This window comes from Allobosea thiooxidans (assembly GCF_900168195.1).
Lineage (GTDB): Bacteria > Pseudomonadota > Alphaproteobacteria > Rhizobiales > Beijerinckiaceae > Allobosea > Allobosea thiooxidans.
Genome location: NZ_FUYX01000024.1, coordinates 23,103 through 39,175, shown reverse-complemented (window position 1 = coordinate 39,175; position 16,073 = coordinate 23,103). Strand labels below are relative to the sequence as shown.

The 16,073-nt window shown below is 67.1% G+C and carries 16 protein-coding genes; 9 read left to right on the top strand and 7 right to left on the bottom strand.

Translation table 11 applies throughout. From position 1 onward, the window contains the following. The 4 genes from B5Y19_RS24900 to B5Y19_RS24885 all read left to right on the top strand — a co-directional run. On the top strand, positions 1-1,233 hold a 1,233-nt coding region (locus B5Y19_RS24900), incomplete at its 5' end, for a DNA translocase FtsK (RefSeq protein ID WP_280174413.1). 248 nt (positions 1,234-1,481) lie between these two features. Next, the gene (locus B5Y19_RS24895; protein WP_079592333.1) at positions 1,482-2,261 is read left to right on the top strand and encodes a LolA family protein; all 780 of its coding nucleotides are present in this window, start codon (positions 1,482-1,484) and stop codon (positions 2,259-2,261) included. Positions 2,262-2,469: 208 nt separating this feature from the next. After that, entirely contained in the window at positions 2,470-3,285 is an 816-nt protein-coding gene (gene xth, locus B5Y19_RS24890) for an exodeoxyribonuclease III (RefSeq protein ID WP_055729929.1), read from the top strand. A gap of 119 nt (positions 3,286-3,404) precedes the next feature. Next, positions 3,405-4,322, top strand: coding sequence for an EamA family transporter (locus B5Y19_RS24885; protein ID WP_197282480.1), 918 nt, complete (start codon positions 3,405-3,407; stop codon positions 4,320-4,322). A 12-nt stretch (positions 4,323-4,334) separates the two neighbouring features. Here the strand turns inward: B5Y19_RS24885 and B5Y19_RS24880 are convergent, their stop codons facing one another. Both B5Y19_RS24880 and B5Y19_RS24875 read right to left on the bottom strand, forming a co-directional pair. After that, positions 4,335-4,799: a cyclic nucleotide-binding domain-containing protein gene (locus tag B5Y19_RS24880; protein ID WP_055729928.1), complete on the bottom strand. Its 465-nt coding sequence runs from the start codon at positions 4,797-4,799 to the stop codon at positions 4,335-4,337. Positions 4,800-4,802: 3 nt separating this feature from the next. Then, positions 4,803-5,489, bottom strand: coding sequence for a response regulator transcription factor (locus tag B5Y19_RS24875; protein WP_055729927.1), 687 nt, complete (start codon positions 5,487-5,489; stop codon positions 4,803-4,805). 81 nt (positions 5,490-5,570) lie between these two features. On the opposite strand from B5Y19_RS24875, the gene B5Y19_RS24870 reads away from it, so the two are divergent. Both B5Y19_RS24870 and B5Y19_RS24865 read left to right on the top strand, forming a co-directional pair. After that, complete coding sequence (locus B5Y19_RS24870) at positions 5,571-6,125, top strand: L,D-transpeptidase family protein (RefSeq protein ID WP_055729926.1); 555 nt, start codon at positions 5,571-5,573, stop codon at positions 6,123-6,125. 115 nt (positions 6,126-6,240) lie between these two features. Next, on the top strand, positions 6,241-6,621 hold the full coding sequence (locus B5Y19_RS24865) for a VOC family protein (protein WP_055729925.1): 381 nt from the start codon (positions 6,241-6,243) through the stop codon (positions 6,619-6,621). Positions 6,622-6,737: 116 nt separating this feature from the next. Here the strand turns inward: B5Y19_RS24865 and B5Y19_RS24860 are convergent, their stop codons facing one another. Next, entirely contained in the window at positions 6,738-7,403 is a 666-nt protein-coding gene (locus B5Y19_RS24860; RefSeq protein ID WP_079592330.1) for a YggS family pyridoxal phosphate-dependent enzyme, read from the bottom strand. Between the two features lie 153 nt (positions 7,404-7,556). Here B5Y19_RS24860 and leuS point away from each other — a divergent pair, with 153 nt between their 5' ends. Genes leuS through holA form a run of 3 tightly spaced genes read left to right on the top strand, consistent with a single transcriptional unit; the run spans position 7,557 to position 11,736 of the window. Next, positions 7,557-10,181, top strand: a complete 2,625-nt coding sequence (leuS, locus tag B5Y19_RS24855) for a leucine--tRNA ligase (protein WP_055729923.1) — start codon at positions 7,557-7,559, stop codon at positions 10,179-10,181. Beyond that, positions 10,168-10,701, top strand: a complete 534-nt coding sequence (lptE, locus tag B5Y19_RS24850) for an LPS assembly lipoprotein LptE (protein ID WP_055729922.1) — start codon at positions 10,168-10,170, stop codon at positions 10,699-10,701. The genes leuS and lptE overlap by 14 nt, the downstream gene beginning before the upstream one ends. A gap of 6 nt (positions 10,702-10,707) precedes the next feature. Further along, positions 10,708-11,736, top strand: a complete 1,029-nt coding sequence (holA, locus tag B5Y19_RS24845) for a DNA polymerase III subunit delta (protein WP_055729921.1) — start codon at positions 10,708-10,710, stop codon at positions 11,734-11,736. A 61-nt stretch (positions 11,737-11,797) separates the two neighbouring features. On the opposite strand, the gene B5Y19_RS24840 is transcribed toward holA, so the two are convergent. The 4 genes from B5Y19_RS24840 to mnmG are packed head-to-tail and all read right to left on the bottom strand — an operon-like array spanning position 11,798 to position 16,063. Then, the gene (locus B5Y19_RS24840) at positions 11,798-12,679 is read right to left on the bottom strand and encodes a ParB/RepB/Spo0J family partition protein (RefSeq protein ID WP_055729920.1); all 882 of its coding nucleotides are present in this window, start codon (positions 12,677-12,679) and stop codon (positions 11,798-11,800) included. A gap of 29 nt (positions 12,680-12,708) precedes the next feature. After that, positions 12,709-13,539 (bottom strand): ParA family protein, encoded by an 831-nt coding sequence (locus tag B5Y19_RS24835; RefSeq protein ID WP_055729919.1) that lies wholly within the window; start codon positions 13,537-13,539, stop codon positions 12,709-12,711. After that, entirely contained in the window at positions 13,536-14,183 is a 648-nt protein-coding gene (gene rsmG / locus B5Y19_RS24830; protein WP_055729918.1) for a 16S rRNA (guanine(527)-N(7))-methyltransferase RsmG, read from the bottom strand. The genes B5Y19_RS24835 and rsmG overlap by 4 nt, the downstream gene beginning before the upstream one ends. Then, positions 14,180-16,063, bottom strand: coding sequence for a tRNA uridine-5-carboxymethylaminomethyl(34) synthesis enzyme MnmG (gene mnmG / locus B5Y19_RS24825; protein ID WP_079592328.1), 1,884 nt, complete (start codon positions 16,061-16,063; stop codon positions 14,180-14,182). Before mnmG ends, rsmG begins: the two co-directional genes overlap by 4 nt. Positions 16,064-16,073: the final 10 nt, after the last annotated feature.

Below are 16,073 nucleotides of genomic sequence, written 5' to 3'. Positions count from 1 at the left end.
GGCATCGAGCTGCCCAACACCCGCCGCGAGACCGTCTTCCTGCGCGAATTGCTGGCCAGCCAGGATTTCGAGGCGACCAAGCACAAGCTCGCGCTCTGCCTCGGCAAGACCATCGGCGGCGAGCCGGTCATCGCGGATCTGGCGCGCATGCCGCATCTGCTCGTGGCGGGCACCACCGGCTCGGGCAAGTCGGTCGCCATCAACACCATGATCCTGTCGATCCTCTACCGGCTGAAGCCGGAAGAGTGCCGCCTGATCATGGTCGATCCCAAGATGCTGGAACTCTCCGTCTATGACGGCATCCCGCATCTGCTCACCCCGGTCGTCACCGATCCCAAGAAGGCGGTCGTCGCCCTCAAATGGGCGGTGCGCGAGATGGAGGAGCGCTACAAGAAGATGTCGAAGCTCTCGGTGCGCAACATCGACGGCTTCAACGCCAGGGTCGGCGAGGCCAAGGCGGCGGGAGAGGTCATCACCCGCACGGTCCAGACCGGCTTCGACAAGCACTCGGGCGAGGCGATCTACGAGGAGGAGGTCATGGACCTCGAGCCTCTGCCCTATATCGTCGTCATCGTCGACGAGATGGCCGATCTGATGATGGTCGCCGGTAAGGAGATCGAGGGCACGATCCAGCGTCTGGCCCAGATGGCGCGCGCGGCGGGCATCCATGTCGTGCTGGCGACGCAGCGTCCCTCGGTCGACGTCATCACCGGCACGATCAAGGCGAACTTCCCGACCCGGATCTCCTTCCAGGTCACCTCGAAGATCGATAGCCGCACCATCCTCGGCGAGATGGGTGCCGAGCAGCTGCTCGGCCAGGGCGACATGCTCTACATGGCCGGCGGCGGGCGTATCACCCGCGTGCACGGCCCCTTCGTCTCGGACAACGAGGTTGAGAAGGTCGTCGCCCATCTCAAGACGCAAGGCCGGCCGCAATACCTCGACGCCGTCACCTCCGAGGAGGAGGAAGGCGCGGAGGACGAGGACGGCGCCGTCTTCGACAAGACCGGCATGGGTTCGACCGACTCGGACGACCCCTACGAGCAGGCGGTGGCGGTCGTGCTGCGCGACAAGAAGGCCTCGACCTCCTACATCCAGCGCCGCCTCCAGATCGGCTACAACCGCGCCGCCTCCATCATGGAGCGCATGGAGAACGAGGGCATCGTCGGACCCGCAAATCACGCAGGGAAACGCGAGATTCTGGTCGAGGCACAGGGCCAGCACGACGAATAGCGCGGGCCGCGGCCTTGCAGGATCGGAGGGCGGTCCTCAAATTGCCATGACGATGCTGCAACCTCGGCAGCATTTCCCGCGTTTGACGCATTGCCGGGCCTGGTTTCGGCTCCGTGCCGTGGTTGCAACGCAAGTGCAGTCTGCGGCGCGATGATCGCCGCGGCACAAGGAGTAGGGCAGTCTTGCTCACCAGTTCGACCTCGGGCCTGAGGGCTTTGGTTGCGGCCATAACGGCGTGCGGCGGTGTCATGGCCGCCGCGCCGCTGATGGCCCAGCCGCTGCAGCTCCAGCAGCCGAAACCCGCCGCAGCGCGGCCTGCGGCTCCTCGTCCGTTGCCGCTGCCTCCGCCGCGCCCCGCCGGGCTCGGCCTGTCGAGCCCGGCCACGGCCGCTTCGTCGCCGGCCCAACCCGCCGCGGCGGTCGCTTCCGCCGCCCCGGCCCCTGCGGCCGCCCAGCCGGCCGCTGCCCCCACCAAGGGCAAGGTCGCTGCCCCTGCGACGCAGGAGGAGGCGATCGAGCGCCTCAACGCCTATCTCAACAGCTTCACCACGCTGCAGGGCAACTTCATCCAGTTCGCCGCCAATGGACGGCGCATGGAAGGGCGCATCTACATCCAGCGCCCCGGCAAGATGCGCTTCGACTACGAGCCGCCGGTCACCACCGAGATCATCGCCGACGGCACCTCGGTCGCCGTCCGCGACAAGCGCCTGGCGACGCAGGACGTCTATTCGATCGGCCAGACGCCGCTGAAGTTCCTCGTACGGGAGCGCATGGACCTGGCGCGCGAAGGCACCATCAAGGGCGCCAGCATCGATGGCGACCTGCTCTCCGTGCGCATCGAGGATCGTTCGACTCTCGGCGGCACCTCCAAGATCACGCTGAAATTCGACCTCGTCGCCAACGAGCTGCGGCAATGGATCGTGGTCGACCCGCAGGGCTACGAGACGGCGATCTCGCTCTACAACCTCGACACGCGCCGCCGCCCGGATCCGAAATACTTCGTGATCGACCACCAGCGCGCGCTCTGAGCCCAGGCCCGGCCAGGCCGATCGCCTCGTCATTGCGAGCGCAGGCGAAGCAATCCGGAAGGGCGGGGCTGGGCGTCTCTCCCGATCCTGCTGGATTGCATCGCGGCTCCGCTCTCCGCAATGGCGGGCGGCCGACATCGCTGCAAAGCGCTTGCCTTTTGCGCGCCGGCGACCCAGTTTCCGGCCTCCTCCCCGCCGGAATCCTCGCGTGAAACTCTCCGTCACAAGCTGGAACATCAACTCCGTCAGGCTGCGCATCGGCATGGTCGGCGAATTCCTGACCCGCCACGCCCCCGACATCCTCTGCCTGCAGGAGACCAAGACGCCGGACGAGCAGTTCCCGGCCAAGGCCTTCCACCAGCTCGGCTATGTCCACCAGGCCTTCATCGGCCAGAAGGGCTATAACGGCGTCGCCATCGTCTCGAAGCTGCCCTTCAGCGAGAAGGACGCCATGTCGATGTGCGGCCGCAACGACGCCCGGCACATGACGGTGACGCTCGACACTGCGGCAGGCGCGGCCGCCGGCATGGCCATCCATAATTTCTACATCCCGGCCGGCGGCGACATTCCCGACCCCGAGAAAAACGACAAGTTCGCCCACAAGCTCGCCTTCCTCGACGAGATCGGCGCCTGGGGCGTGACGAAGAAGCCGACGGCCCGGCCGGCGATCCTGGTCGGCGACCTCAACATCGCCCCCTATGAGCACGACGTCTGGAGCCACAAGCAGCTTCTCGACGTCGTCAGCCACACGCCGATCGAAACGACGACGCTGGAGAAGCTGCGCAGCGAGCTCGGCTGGACCGACGCGGCCCGCACCCTGCGCCCCGAGCCCGAGAAGCTCTATTCCTGGTGGAGCTACCGCGCACAGGACTGGGAAGCGTCGAATCGCGGCCGCAGGCTCGACCATATCTGGCTCTCCGACGCGCTGAAGCCGACGCTGCGCGACCTCACCTTCCTGCGCGAGGCCCGCGGCTGGGAGCGTCCTTCCGACCATGTCCCGGTCACGGTGACGCTGGAACTCTGACCGGACGGATTCAGCACGCTTCGTGAGCGGGTAGCGCTTCCGCCATGCCGGACCGTCCTAACGGCCCGCCGGCGCAGCGTGATATAGCCGCGGCGGTTTTCATTGCCGCGGCCCAACCGGTGCATTCCCCGCTCCCCACCTCGCTCTCCCTGCGCGACGCGCTGCTCACCCTCGCGGTGATGGTGGTGTGGGGCACCAATTTCGTCGTCATCCATATCGGCGTCGAGCACTTCCCGCCGCTGCTCTTCGCCTGCCTGCGCTTCACCTTCGCGCTGCTGCCCGCCGTGTTTTTCCTCCGGCGACCGGCCGTGCCCTGGAGCAAGCTCGCCGCTTATGGCGTGCTGATCGGTGCCGGCCAGTTCGGCCTGCTGTTCTTCGCCATCAAGGGCTTCATCGCGGCGGGGCTCGCTTCGCTGGTGGTGCAATCGCAGCCCTTCTTCACCATCCTGCTGGCGGCTGCGATCACGCATGAGCGCGTGCAACCCTTCCAGATCGCCGGGCTGCTGCTCGCTGCGGTCGGGATCGGTGTCATTCTCTGGCATACCGACGGCTCGACCACGCCGCTCGGCATCGTCCTCGTGCTCGGCGCCGCCTTCTGCTGGGCCGCCGGCAACATCGTGGCGCGCAGCACGCCCAAGGTCGACATGCTCGCCTATGTCGTCTGGACCAGCATGTTCGCGATACCGCCGCTGCTCGCCCTGTCATGGTTCATCGAAGGCTGGCCGGCGATTCGGGACGGGCTCGCCGGTGCGCCGCCGGTCGCCTGGGCCGCCGCGATCTGGCAGGCGGTCGGCAACGTCATGTTCGGCTATGCCGTCTGGGGCTGGCTGCTCTCGCGCTATGCCGCCGCCACCGTCGCGCCGACCTCCCTGCTGGTTCCGGTCTTCGGAATGGGTGCCGCCGCCATCTGGCTTGGCGAACCCTTGCCCGGCTGGAAGTTCGCTGCGGCCGGGCTGGTGCTCTCCGGCTTGTGCGTCAACAGCCTCTGGCCACGCTTCGCCGCGATCCGCGCCGCCCGGCACCCGCCTTCGTCCTAGGGAGGCGGACAGCTATTTCCGGTCGATCGCCCCGAGCGCGTGCTCGACCGCCTTCAGCTCTCCGACAAAGCCGCGCAGGCGATCGCCAATCGCCGCCATGATCGCTTCCGCCGAATCCGGCGATTCGCCGAGCACGCGCCGCATCACGCTGCGTGGCAGCCGCATGACTTGCGTCGGTTCGCGCGCGATCGCGGTGACCTGCCGCGGCAGCGAAGTGAAGAGGGCGAGCTCGCCGATCATCGCGCCGGGGCCAACGATCTCCTCGGCCGGCTGGCCGTCTTCCTGCGTCGTGATGGCGATCGCGCCGGAGACCACCAGAATGGCTCCGTCCGAGGGCTCGCCGGCGCGGAACACCACGTCGCCGGCACGCAGGATGCGGCTTTCGGCCGCAAAGGCGAGCAGCCTCAACGCATCGCGTTCCATCAGGCTCAGCAGCGGCTGCCGGCCCAGCAGGGCCATGTCGTCGTCGAGTGCCATCCGTCAGGGATTCAGCCGGTAGCCGCCGGCATCGGTCACGAGCAGGCGGGCATTGCCCGGATCGGGTTCGATTTTCTGGCGCAGCCGGTAAATATGAGTTTCGAGCGTGTGGGTCGTGACCTGGCTGTTGTAGCCCCAGACTTCCTGCAGCAACACCTCGCGCGCGATCGGCTTCCGACCCGCACGATAGAGGAAGCGCAGGATCGCGGTTTCCTTCTCGGTGAGCTTGGTCTTCGAACCCTTTTCGCTGACGAGGAGCTTCGATCCGGGGTGGAAGGTGTAGGGACCGACCTGAAAGATCGCGTCCTCGCTCGCTTCATATTGCCGCAAATGCGCGCGGATGCGCGCCAGCAGCACGGCGAACTTGAACGGCTTCACCACATAGTCGTTGGCGCCGGCTTCCAGCCCCAGCACGGTGTCGGCATCCGACCCTTGCGCCGTCAGCATCACGACCGGGCTCTTGAAGCCGTTCTTGCGCATCACCTTGACGGCTTCACGCCCGTCCATGTCGGGCAGCCCGACATCCATGACCACGAGATCGACGCGCTCGCCCTGCACCGCCTTCACCGCCCCCGACGCGGTGGCGGCCGTCGACAGCCGGAACTCCTCATAGAGGGCCAGCTGCTCCGCCAGGGCATCGCGCAGGGTCTGGTCGTCATCGACCAGGAGAATATGATGGACGACGGACATGGATGGTTCGCTCGCACGCAATCGTTAAGGCAACATGAGCCCGCTGAGTCGTCATCGCAAGTCAGGCAGCCTGGAATCCCCGTGAGAAACCGCCCGTCCTCCCTCGCCGGCCCGCGCAAACTGTCGTCGCTGCGCGTCTTCGCCTCCGTTCATGATCGCCGCAAGGGCTTCCTCGTCGCAGGCGGGACGGTGTTCCCCTGTGCGCTCGGCCGCTCCGGCATCCGCACCGACAAGCGCGAGGGCGACGGCGGCACACCGCGCACCGCCCTGCCGCTGCGCGGTGTCTTCTATCGGGCCGACCGCCTGCCGCGGCCACGCACGCTGCTGCCGCTGAAGCGGATCGGGCCGCGTGACGCCTGGTGCGACGACCGGGCCGATCGCCGCTACAACCGCCTGATCGACCGCCCGCCCGGCGAGGCCGAGGAACGCCTCCAGCGCGAGGACCATCTCTATGACGTCGTCGTCGAGCTCGGCTGGAACGACCGCCCGGTGATTCGCGGGCGCGGCAGCGCGATCTTCTGGCATCTCGCCCGCCCGGGCTTCACGCCCACAGCCGGCTGCGTCGCCGTCGAACGCCACGTCTTCGCCAAGGTGCTGCCGCGGCTGGCGCGGCATTGCCGGATTCTGGTCAGGTAGGGCCAATTCGGCTAGAAGCGGCAGCGAGCACCGTCTCGACCATCCTTTCCGGAACCGGCCGTCGCATTCGGGCACCGTCCTGCATCGCCGCGCCGCTCCCAATTCGAGAACTGCGATGACTGATTCGGTCTCTTCCGGCCTCCGCTTCGGGCGGATCGCCGCCATGTTGCCTGTCGCCGACATGGCACGTGCCTGCGACTTCTACATCGGCGCCTTCGACCTCCGGAAAACCTTCGAGAACGGCAATCCCGTCGGCTTCATGATCCTGAAGCGCGACGCGGCCGAGCTGCACCTGACACTCCAGCCCGGCCACAAGCCGGCGCCCTTCAACGTCGCGCATATGCAGGTCGATGATATCGATGCCGTGCACGCCGTCGTCCGTGCGCGCGGCCTGCGCATCGTCAAGGGCCTGCGCGACAAGGACTACGGCCTGCGCGCCTTCGTCTTCGAGGATCCGGACGGCAACCGCATCGATGTCGGCGAGCCGTTGAAGTAAATCAGGCCGTCATTCTCGGGCGAAGCGAAGCGCAGACCCGAGAATCTCCTGACGGGCGGGTGCAGAGCCTCCTTCGGCATGAGATGCTCGGGTCAAGCCCGAGCATGACGCCTGAACTAACCCCGCGCGCCGAAGATGGCGCTGCCGACGCGCACATGGGTCGCGCCGAGCTGGATCGCGGCCTCGTAATCGGCGCTCATGCCCATCGACAGGCCCTTGAGCCCGTTGCGGGCGGCGATCTTGGCGAGCAGGCCGAAATGCGGGGAGGGCGCGTCCTCCGCCGGCGGGATGCACATCAGCCCTTCGATCGCGAGACCGTGAACGTCCCGGCAGCGCGCCAGGAAGGCGTCGACCTCGGTCGGCATGACGCCGCCCTTCTGCGGCTCCTCGCCGGTGTTGACCTGGACGAAAAGCCGCGGCGTCCGGCCGAGCCGCGCGATCTCGCGCGCCAGTTCCTTCGCCAGGCTTTCCCGGTCGAGCGACTGGATCACGTCGAAAAGCTCGACCGCGTCGCGCGCCTTGTTCGATTGCAGCGGCCCGATCATGTGCAGCTCGACATCCGGGAAGCGCTCCTTCAGCGCCGGCCACTTCGTCTTGGCCTCCTGGACGTAGTTCTCGCCGAAGACGCGCTGCCCGGCCTCCAGAGCTTCCGTAACCTGTTCCGCCGGCTTGGTCTTGGAAACCGCGACCAGCGCCACCGAGCCCGGCTTGCGCCCGAAATCGCGCTCGGCGCGGCCGATCGCAGCCCGGATTTCAGCCAAACGCGTAACCGTATCGCTCATCTGCCAGCCTCTCATGCCCTGCGCGCCGTTGACCCCGTGCGCGCAATGGTGTCCTAGAGCAGGTTGCAAGATTCCGACATCCGGTTTTTGCATTCAGCCCCTGCGCCGGCCTGCCTCCGGGAGCCGGCAAACTCGCAAGAATTGCCCGCTGACATGGCCGCCGAACGTTACAACCCGAAAGAGTCCGAGCCGAAATGGCGCACCGTCTGGGAGGAGCGCAAGCTTTTCGAGACGAGGAACGACGACGCGCGGCCGAGCTACTATGTCCTCGAGATGTTCCCCTATCCGTCGGGGCGCATCCATATGGGCCATGTCCGCAACTACGCGATGGGCGATGTGGTGGCGCGCTACAAGCGGGCCAAGGGCTTCGCGGTGCTGCACCCGATGGGCTGGGACGCCTTCGGCCTGCCAGCCGAGAACGCCGCCAAGCAGAAGAAGGTCCATCCGCGCGAATGGACCTATGAGAACATCGCGACGATGCGCAAGCAGCTCAAGTCGATGGGCCTGTCGCTCGACTGGAGCCGCGAGCTCGCAACCTGCGACCCCAGCTACTACCGCCACCAGCAGAAGATGTTCCTGGACTTCCTCAAGGCCGGGCTGGTCGACCGCAAGACCGCCAAGGTCAACTGGGACCCGGTCGACGAGACCGTGCTCGCCAATGAGCAGGTCATCGACGGGCGCGGCTGGCGCTCCGGCGCCCCGGTCGAGATCCGCGAGCTGACCCAGTGGTTCTTCAAGATCACCGAATTCGGCGAGGAGCTGAACGAGGCGCTCGACGGGCTGACTCGCTGGCCGGACAAGGTCCGACTGATGCAGAAGAACTGGATCGGCCGCTCCGAAGGCCTGCTGGTTCGTTTCGCTCTCGAATCGAATGGGGCCGGACAGGACGAGGTCGAGGTTTACACCACCCGTCCCGACACGCTGTTCGGCGCCAAGTTCATCGCCGTCGCCCCCGACCATCCGATCGCCAAGGCCATCGCGGCGAAGAGCCCGTCGCTGCAAGCCTTCATCGAGGAGTGCAAGCGCACCGGCACGGCGCAGGAAGCCATCGACAAGGCCGAGAAGCTTGGTTTCGACACAGGCCTGCGCGCCGTGCATCCGTTCGATCCGAACTGGACGCTGCCGGTCTATGTCGCGAACTTCGTCCTGATGGAATACGGCACCGGCGCCATCTTCGGCTGCCCGGCGCATGACCAGCGCGACCTCGACTTCGTCAACAAGTATGGCCTGGGCAATACCCCGGTGGTAGCGCCCGAGGGCACCGATCCGGCCGGCTTCGTCGTCACCGACGAGGCCTATGACGGCGATGGCCGCATGATCAATTCGCGGTTCCTCGACGGTATGACCATCGCCGAGGCCAAGGAGGAGGTTGCCCGCCGGCTCGAAAGCGAGATCCGCGGCAACAGCCCGGTCGGCCGGCGCAAGGTCAATTTCCGCCTGCGCGACTGGGGCGTCTCGCGCCAGCGCTACTGGGGCTGCCCGATCCCGGTCATCCATTGTTCCAGCTGCGGAACGGTTCCGGTGCCGGACGCGGATCTGCCGGTGCAGCTGCCCGACGACGTCTCCTTCGACAAGCCGGGCAACCCGCTCGACCATCATCCGAGCTGGAAGCATGTCGCCTGCCCGCAATGCGGCAAGGAGGCCCGCCGCGAGACGGACACGATGGACACCTTCGTCGATTCGTCCTGGTACTTCGCCCGCTTCACCGACCCATGGCGGACGGAGAGCCCGACCGACCGCAAGGCCGTCGACCGCTTCCTGCCTGTCGACCAGTATATCGGCGGCGTCGAGCACGCGATCCTGCACCTGCTCTATTCGCGCTTCTTCACCCGCGCCATGAAGAAGACCGGCCATGCGGGCTTGGACGAGCCCTTCGCCGGCCTCTTCACCCAAGGCATGGTCGTGCACGAGACCTACCGCGCCGCGAATGGCGACTGGGTCGAGCCGGGCAATGTCCGCATCGAGGTCTCCGGCAGCGAGCGCAAGGGCTTCGACGTCGAGACCGGCGCCCCGATCGAGATCGGCTCGATCGAGAAGATGTCGAAGTCCAAGAAGAACGTCGTGGACCCCGACGACATCATCGCCTCCTACGGCGCCGACACCGCGCGTTGGTTCATGCTCTCCGATTCGCCGCCGGATCGCGACGTGATCTGGACCGACGAGGGCGTCCAGGGCGCCGCCCGCTTCGTCCAGCGTCTCTGGCGCATGGTCGCCGAGATCGCCGAGCGCACCGGCGGCAAGGCCGACAAGCCCACTCAGATCGGTGAAGCGGCCCTGGCGCTGCGCAAGGCGAGCCACCGCGCGCTCGACGCCGTCGGCGCCGATATCGAGCGGCTCGCCTTCAACCGCTGCGTCGCCCATGTCTACACGCTGACCAACGCCATCGGTAAGGCGCTCGACGCGGCGGCCGAGAAGCCGGAACTCGACGACGACGTCGCCTTCGCGCTCCTTGAGGCCGCCACGATCGTCACCCAGCTTGTGGCGCCGATGATGCCGCATCTGGCCGAGGAGTGCTGGCACGCCCTCAGCCTGCCGGGGCTCGCCGGCGAGGCGTCGTGGCCGCAGGCCGACGCTGCGCTGCTGAAGGACGACAGCATCGTCCTGCCGGTGCAGCTCAACGGCAAGAAGCGGGCAGAGGTGACGGTTCCGGCCGATGCCGATACCATGGCGGTTGAAGCGGTGGTGCGCGCCAGCGACGCCGTCCAGCGGGCTCTGGAAGGACGCCCGATCCGCAAGATCATCGTGGTTCCGGGGAGAATCGTGAATGTCGTCGTCTGAAGCCGCCCTCCCCCGCCGCACGCTGCTGGCGGCTGTGCTGTTCGCTGCGGCGCTCGGCGGCGGCTGCTTCCAGCCGCTCTACTCCGACTACACCTCGAGCACCGTCGGCGGCAGCGTCAAGACGGCGATGCGCAGCATCGAGATCCCCGAGATCAAGGGCCTGATGGGACATTACTTCCGCAACGAGCTCGTCTTCGAGCTCGACGGCAGTGGCGACCCGGATGCCCAGAAGAAGCTGAGGCTCGAGGCCACCATGTCGGAATCGGTTGAGGTGGTCACGGTCGACTATGCCAATGGCCGCGCCGATTCGGCCGTGCTCGTCGCCACTGCGACCTGGAAGCTTGTCCGCATCGACGATGGCAAGGTCGTTTCCTCCGGCACCAATTCGATCCGCTCGCCCTATGAGCGTTCGTCGCAGCGCTTCTCGACAGTGCGGGCGGCGCGCGACGCGCAGATCCGCGCGGCCAAGAACCTCGCCACGATCGTTCGGGGACAGATCGCCGCCGATCTCGTCTCCTGACCGGCCATGGTCGCGATCAAGGCGCATGAGGCCGAGCGGACGCTGACGCGTCTCGACCCGGCCTGGCGCCTCGTCCTGATCTACGGGCCGGATGCCGGGCTGGTTTCCGAGCGTGCCGGCGCGCTGGCGCGAGGAAGCGTCGACGACCCCACGGATGCCTTCCAGCTGATCCGCATGGACGGGGACGCGGTCGCCGCCGATCCGCTGAAGCTGGCTGACGAGGCCAATACGATCGGCCTGTTCGGCGGCCGACGCGCCATCCGCGTCTCGCCGACCTCGAAGCCGCTGCTCGCGGCCGTCGAGCCGCTGCTGACCACTCCGTCCCAGGACGCACTCGTCATCGTCGAGGCCGGCGACCTGCAGCGCTCGAACCCGCTGCGCACCGCCTGCGAGAAGGCCCGCACGGCGCTCGCCGTGCCCTGTTACGGCGACGCCGCGCGCGACCTCGGCACGATCATCGACGAGATGGTCCGTGCCGCCGGCAAATCGATCGACCGCAGCACGCGCGAGCACCTGGCGAGCCTCCTCGGCGGCGACCGGCAAACCTCCCGTCGCGAGATCGAAAAGCTCCTGCTCTTTGTCGGCACCGAGCCGGCGGTCCTTTCCGATCACGTCGACGCGATCGTCGGCGACACGGCGCAGCGCGAGCAGGCCATGCTGGTCGACGCCGTCTTCGCCGGGAAGCTGCCGATCCTCGACCTCGCCCAGGCGAAGCTCGGCAGCGAGGGGCTGGATCCAGGGGTGATGCTCGGCGCCGTTTTGCGCCAGGCACTGGCGCTGCTCAAGGCACGCCAGAGCGTGGATGGTGGGCGCCCGGTCAGGGAAGTCGTGGCGGGCATGCGCCTGCCCTATCCGCGCATCGCGACGACGGAAGCCGCCTTGAACAGCTGGTCGGTCGCCAGGCTGAACGAGGCCGTCGGCCTGCTCGGCACCGCCATTCTGGGAACGCGTCAGAATGCGGAGATGGGCCGCGCCATCGCGACCCGTGCGCTCTGGACGCTGGCTAGGCTCGGCCGCAGCAGCCGGGCGGATTGAGCATTTTCACGCGAAGCGGACGGCGCTTCGCGCGAAGACAATGCGAAAATCAGGAATTTAATCAGGCCTTCAGCCGGCGGCAGAGCGCGTCGAGCTGCTCCAGCGTGGCATAGCCGATCTTGACCTCGCCCGAGCCATTGGCGCGATGGCCGATCGAGACGGACAGGCCGAGAGCCTCTTCCAGCGCCTTCTCGAGCGCCCGCGTATCGGCGTCCTTCTCGGCCCTTGGCTTAGCAGGCACGGCGCTCTTGCTCTCGCCGCGAGCCTCTTCCTGCACCACCCGCTCGATGTCGCGAACGCTCAGCCCTTCCGCGACAATCTTCCTCGCCATCAGTTCCGGATCCGAAACAGAGAGCAACGCCCGGGCGTGACCGGCGGAAACCGCGCCCTCGCTCACCATCTTGCGGACCGGCTCCGGCAGTTTCGACAGCCGCAGAGTATTGGCGACATGGCTGCGGCTCTTGCCGATGACGCGGGCCAGATCGTTCTGGGTATAGTTGAACTCCGCGATCAGCCGCTCATAACCGGCCGCTTCCTCGATCGCATTGAGATCCGTGCGTTGCACGTTCTCGACGATGGCGATCTCCAGCGCTTCGCGATCATCCGCCTCGACCAGGATCACCGGGACGTCGTGCAGCTCGGCCCGCTGCGCGGCGCGCCAGCGCCGCTCACCGGCGATGATCTCGTAAGCGTCGACCATGCCCGGAATCGAGCGGACGATGATCGGCTGCAGGATGCCACGCTCGCGGATCGAGGTCGTGAGCTCGTCGAGATCGTCCTCGCCGAAGGTCCGGCGCGGATTGCGCGCGCTCGGCCGCAGGAACTCGACCGGCACCCGGCGCTGCCCGCGGGCCCGCTCGATCGCACCGATCTCCTCGCCGACATCGCCGATCAGCGCCGCCAAACCACGTCCAAGACGGGAACGCCCCTGTTCCTCGGCCATTGCCATCCTCTTCAAACCTTCCTGCTCGTTCAGGCCGCCGCCCGCAGGGCCCGCTCACGCTTGATCACCTCGGAGGCCAGCCGCAGATAGGCCTGCGAGCCCGAGCAGCGCAGGTCGTAGAGCAGTGCCGGCTTGCCATAGGAGGGGGCTTCGGAAACCCGCACATTGCGGGGGATCACGGTCTCGTAGACCTTGTCGCCTAGGAAATTTTTCACATCGGCCATGACCTGGCCCGAAAGATTGTTGCGCGGATCGAACATCGTCAGGACTACGCCCTGGATGATCAGCCGGGGATTGAGGCCGGCCCGCACCTGCTCGACCGTCTTGAGCAGCTGGCTGAGGCCTTCCAGCGCGAAGAACTCGCATTGCAGGGGCACCAGCACCGCGTCGGCGGCCGTCATCGCATTGATAGTGATCAGGCTCAGCGAGGGCGGGCAATCGATCAGCACATAGGTCAGATCCTGGCAACGCTGATCATAGACCAGCTCGTCGATCGCATGCTTGAGGCGATGCGCCCTGTCCTTGGCCGAGGCGATCTCCAGCTCGACGCCGAGCAGGTCGAGCGTCGAAGGCGCCAGCGACAGCCCGGGCACCGCGGTCGGCTGCAGGGCCTGGCCCAGCCCGACATCGCCGCAGAGAACGTCATAGGTCGAGGATTTGCGGCTGCGGCGGTCGACACCCAGGCCGGTCGAGGCGTTGCCCTGCGGGTCGAGGTCGACGATCAGCACCTTCTCGCCAATAGCGGCGAGCGCCGTGCCGAGATTGATGGCCGTCGTCGTCTTGCCGACGCCGCCCTTCTGGTTGGCGAGCGCAATCACGCGCGGGCGGCGCGGCGTCACTGCGGAAATGGCCTCGGTCATGGATCGGCTCGTCTCTCGGCCGAGCGGACCATCAGGATTCGCGCGGCGCCATCTGTCACGGAGGAAACCGTTGTCGCCTGAATCTTCCAATATCTGGCTGAGTCGGTCAATTCCGCATCTAGATGTTGTCCCTTGGGAAACAGCCCGAGCGTGCCGGTTCTCAACAGCTCTTCGCACCAGTCGAGCAACTGGGGCAGGGGCGCCAGTGCACGTGCCGTCACGACATCGGCCTTGCCGGTGAAATCGCCGATCACGTCCTCGATACGCGCAGCATGGACCTTGACCGGAGAGCCGGTAACGCGGGCGACATGACGCAGGAAGGCGCATTTGCGGGCATTGCTCTCGACCAGATCGATCTGCCCGGCGCCCTGTTCGGCCAGGCAGATGCCGATGACCAGACCGGGGAAGCCACCACCGGAGCCGAGGTCGAGCCAGCGCCGGCGCTCCGGAGCAAGGCTGAAAAGCTGCAGCGAATCGGCGATATGGCGCGTCCAGACCTCGGCGAGCGTGGCCGAGGACACCAGGTTCTTGGCGGCCTGCCAGCGCTCCAGCTCGGCGACGAGAAGCGCGAGCCGCTCCTCTGTTTCACGTGAAACAGGCGTCAAGCGCAAAGCGCGCTGGCGGTCATTCTTATCAACAGTCACGTCATCCCTGTGGATAAAGCGGCCGGACGGCTCCTGCGAGCATGCGCGGCGATCAGCGTGAGGGCGGCCGGCGTCATGCCCTCGATCCGTCCGGCCTGAGCGAGATCGGCAGGGCGCTGGGCCGCGAGCTTTGCCTTGAGCTCATTGGAAAGCCCGGCGATGGCATTCAGGTCGAGATCGGCCGGGACCTTCAGCGCCTGGTCCCGACGATAGGCCTGAATCTCCGCAGCCTGCCGGTCGAGATAAACTGCGTAGACCGCGTCGGCGGTCACACGCGCAACCGCTGCCGGCGAGGAGGCGCCGAGCTCCGGCCAAATCTGCGCCAGGCGCTCGAAGCCTACATCCGGGTAGGACAGGATCTGATAGGCATTGCGCCGCAACCCGTCCCGGTTGAGCTGCAGCCCGACCGCGTCTGCTTCCTGCGGCGTCAACCAGAGCGATTGCAGCTGGCTGCGGAGGGCCTCGATCTCCGCATTGCGGACCATAAAAACGTCCCGCCGGGCGGAGCCGACAACACCCAGCTCCATGCCGAGCATCGTCAGCCGCTCATCGGCGTTGTCGACCCGCAAGGACAGGCGGAACTCGGCCCGCGACGTGAACATTCGGTACGGTTCCGTAACGCCGTGCGTCACCAGATCATCGACGAGCACGCCGATATAGGACCGAGTCCGCTCGAAGATGACGGGCAGGGCACCGCCCGCCATCCTCGCCGCGTTCAGCCCGGCCAGCAGACCCTGCGCGCCGGCTTCCTCGTAGCCGGTCGTGCCGTTGATCTGCCCGGCCAGGAACAAACCGGCGATGGCGTGGGTCTCCAGCGTGTTCTTCAATGCGCGCGGATCGACGAAATCGTACTCGATCGCATAGCCCGGCCGCAGCATCCGCGCCTTCTCGAGGCCCGGAATGGTCGCCAGCAAGCCCAGCTGGACATCCTCGGGCAAGGAAGTCGAGATCCCGTTCGGATAGACGGTATCGTCGTCCAGCCCTTCCGGCTCGAGAAAGACCTGGTGACCGTCGCGGTCCCCGAACCGGCCGACCTTGTCCTCGATCGAGGGGCAATAACGCGGGCCGCGCCCCTCGATCTGGCCGGAGAACATCGGAGCGCGGTGCAGATTGGCGCGGATCAGGTCATGGCCCGCCATGGTCGTCCGCGTGATCCCGCACGAGATCTGCGGGTTGGTGATCGCGCTCGTCATGGCCGAGAACGGCTCGGCCGGGTCGTCGCCCGGCTGCATCTCCAGCGCCGCCCAGTCGATCGTGCGGCCATCGAGGCGCGGCGGCGTCCCCGTTTTCAGCCGGCCGAGCGGAAAGCCGTGGCGCTCGAGCGTTGCCGACAGCCCGAGCGAGGGCGCCTCGTCGACCCGACCGGCCGGAATACGTCGCTCGCCGATATGGATCAGGCCGCGCAGGAAGGTGCCGGTGGTCAGCACGACCGTTCCGGTTACGAATCGACGTCCATCCGTCAGGACGGCGCCGGTAACCCGGCCCGCCTCGACCAGGAGATCGAAGACCTCGCCGGCGACGATGTCGAGCCCGGCCTGCTCCGCCAGCAGATCCTGCACCGCCTGACGATAGAGCTTGCGATCGGCCTGGGCCCGCGGTCCGCGCACCGCCGGTCCCTTGCGCCGGTTGAGCATCCGGAACTGGATGCCGCCCCGATCCGCGGCGCGGGCCATGATGCCGTCGAGCGCATCGATCTCGCGCACGAGATGGCCCTTGCCGAGCCCGCCGATCGCGGGGTTGCAGGACATCACGCCGATCGTCTCGGGCCTGTGGGTGATCAGTGCCGTCCGCGCGCCGCAGCGGGCTGCCGCCGCGGCTGCCTCGGCCCCGGCATGGCCGCCGCCGACGACGATCACGTCGTAGTGCTGTGAGGAGGACATGCCGTTTTCG

Coding starts and splice junctions, on each gene's coding strand:
- B5Y19_RS24865 (WP_055729925.1), top strand. CDS start 6,241: ATGACTGATTCGGTCTCTTCCGGCCTCCGCTTCGGGCGGATCGCCGCC.
- B5Y19_RS24840 (WP_055729920.1), bottom strand. CDS start 12,679: ATGGCCGAGGAACAGGGGCGTTCCCGTCTTGGACGTGGTTTGGCGGCG.
- B5Y19_RS24860 (WP_079592330.1), bottom strand. CDS start 7,403: ATGAGCGATACGGTTACGCGTTTGGCTGAAATCCGGGCTGCGATCGGC.
- mnmG (WP_079592328.1), bottom strand. CDS start 16,063: ATGTCCTCCTCACAGCACTACGACGTGATCGTCGTCGGCGGCGGCCAT.
- lptE (WP_055729922.1), top strand. CDS start 10,168: ATGTCGTCGTCTGAAGCCGCCCTCCCCCGCCGCACGCTGCTGGCGGCT.
- leuS (WP_055729923.1), top strand. CDS start 7,557: ATGGCCGCCGAACGTTACAACCCGAAAGAGTCCGAGCCGAAATGGCGC.
- B5Y19_RS24880 (WP_055729928.1), bottom strand. CDS start 4,799: ATGGCACTCGACGACGACATGGCCCTGCTGGGCCGGCAGCCGCTGCTG.
- B5Y19_RS24875 (WP_055729927.1), bottom strand. CDS start 5,489: ATGTCCGTCGTCCATCATATTCTCCTGGTCGATGACGACCAGACCCTG.
- B5Y19_RS24895 (WP_079592333.1), top strand. CDS start 1,482: ATGGCCGCCGCGCCGCTGATGGCCCAGCCGCTGCAGCTCCAGCAGCCG.
- holA (WP_055729921.1), top strand. CDS start 10,708: ATGGTCGCGATCAAGGCGCATGAGGCCGAGCGGACGCTGACGCGTCTC.
- B5Y19_RS24835 (WP_055729919.1), bottom strand. CDS start 13,539: ATGACCGAGGCCATTTCCGCAGTGACGCCGCGCCGCCCGCGCGTGATT.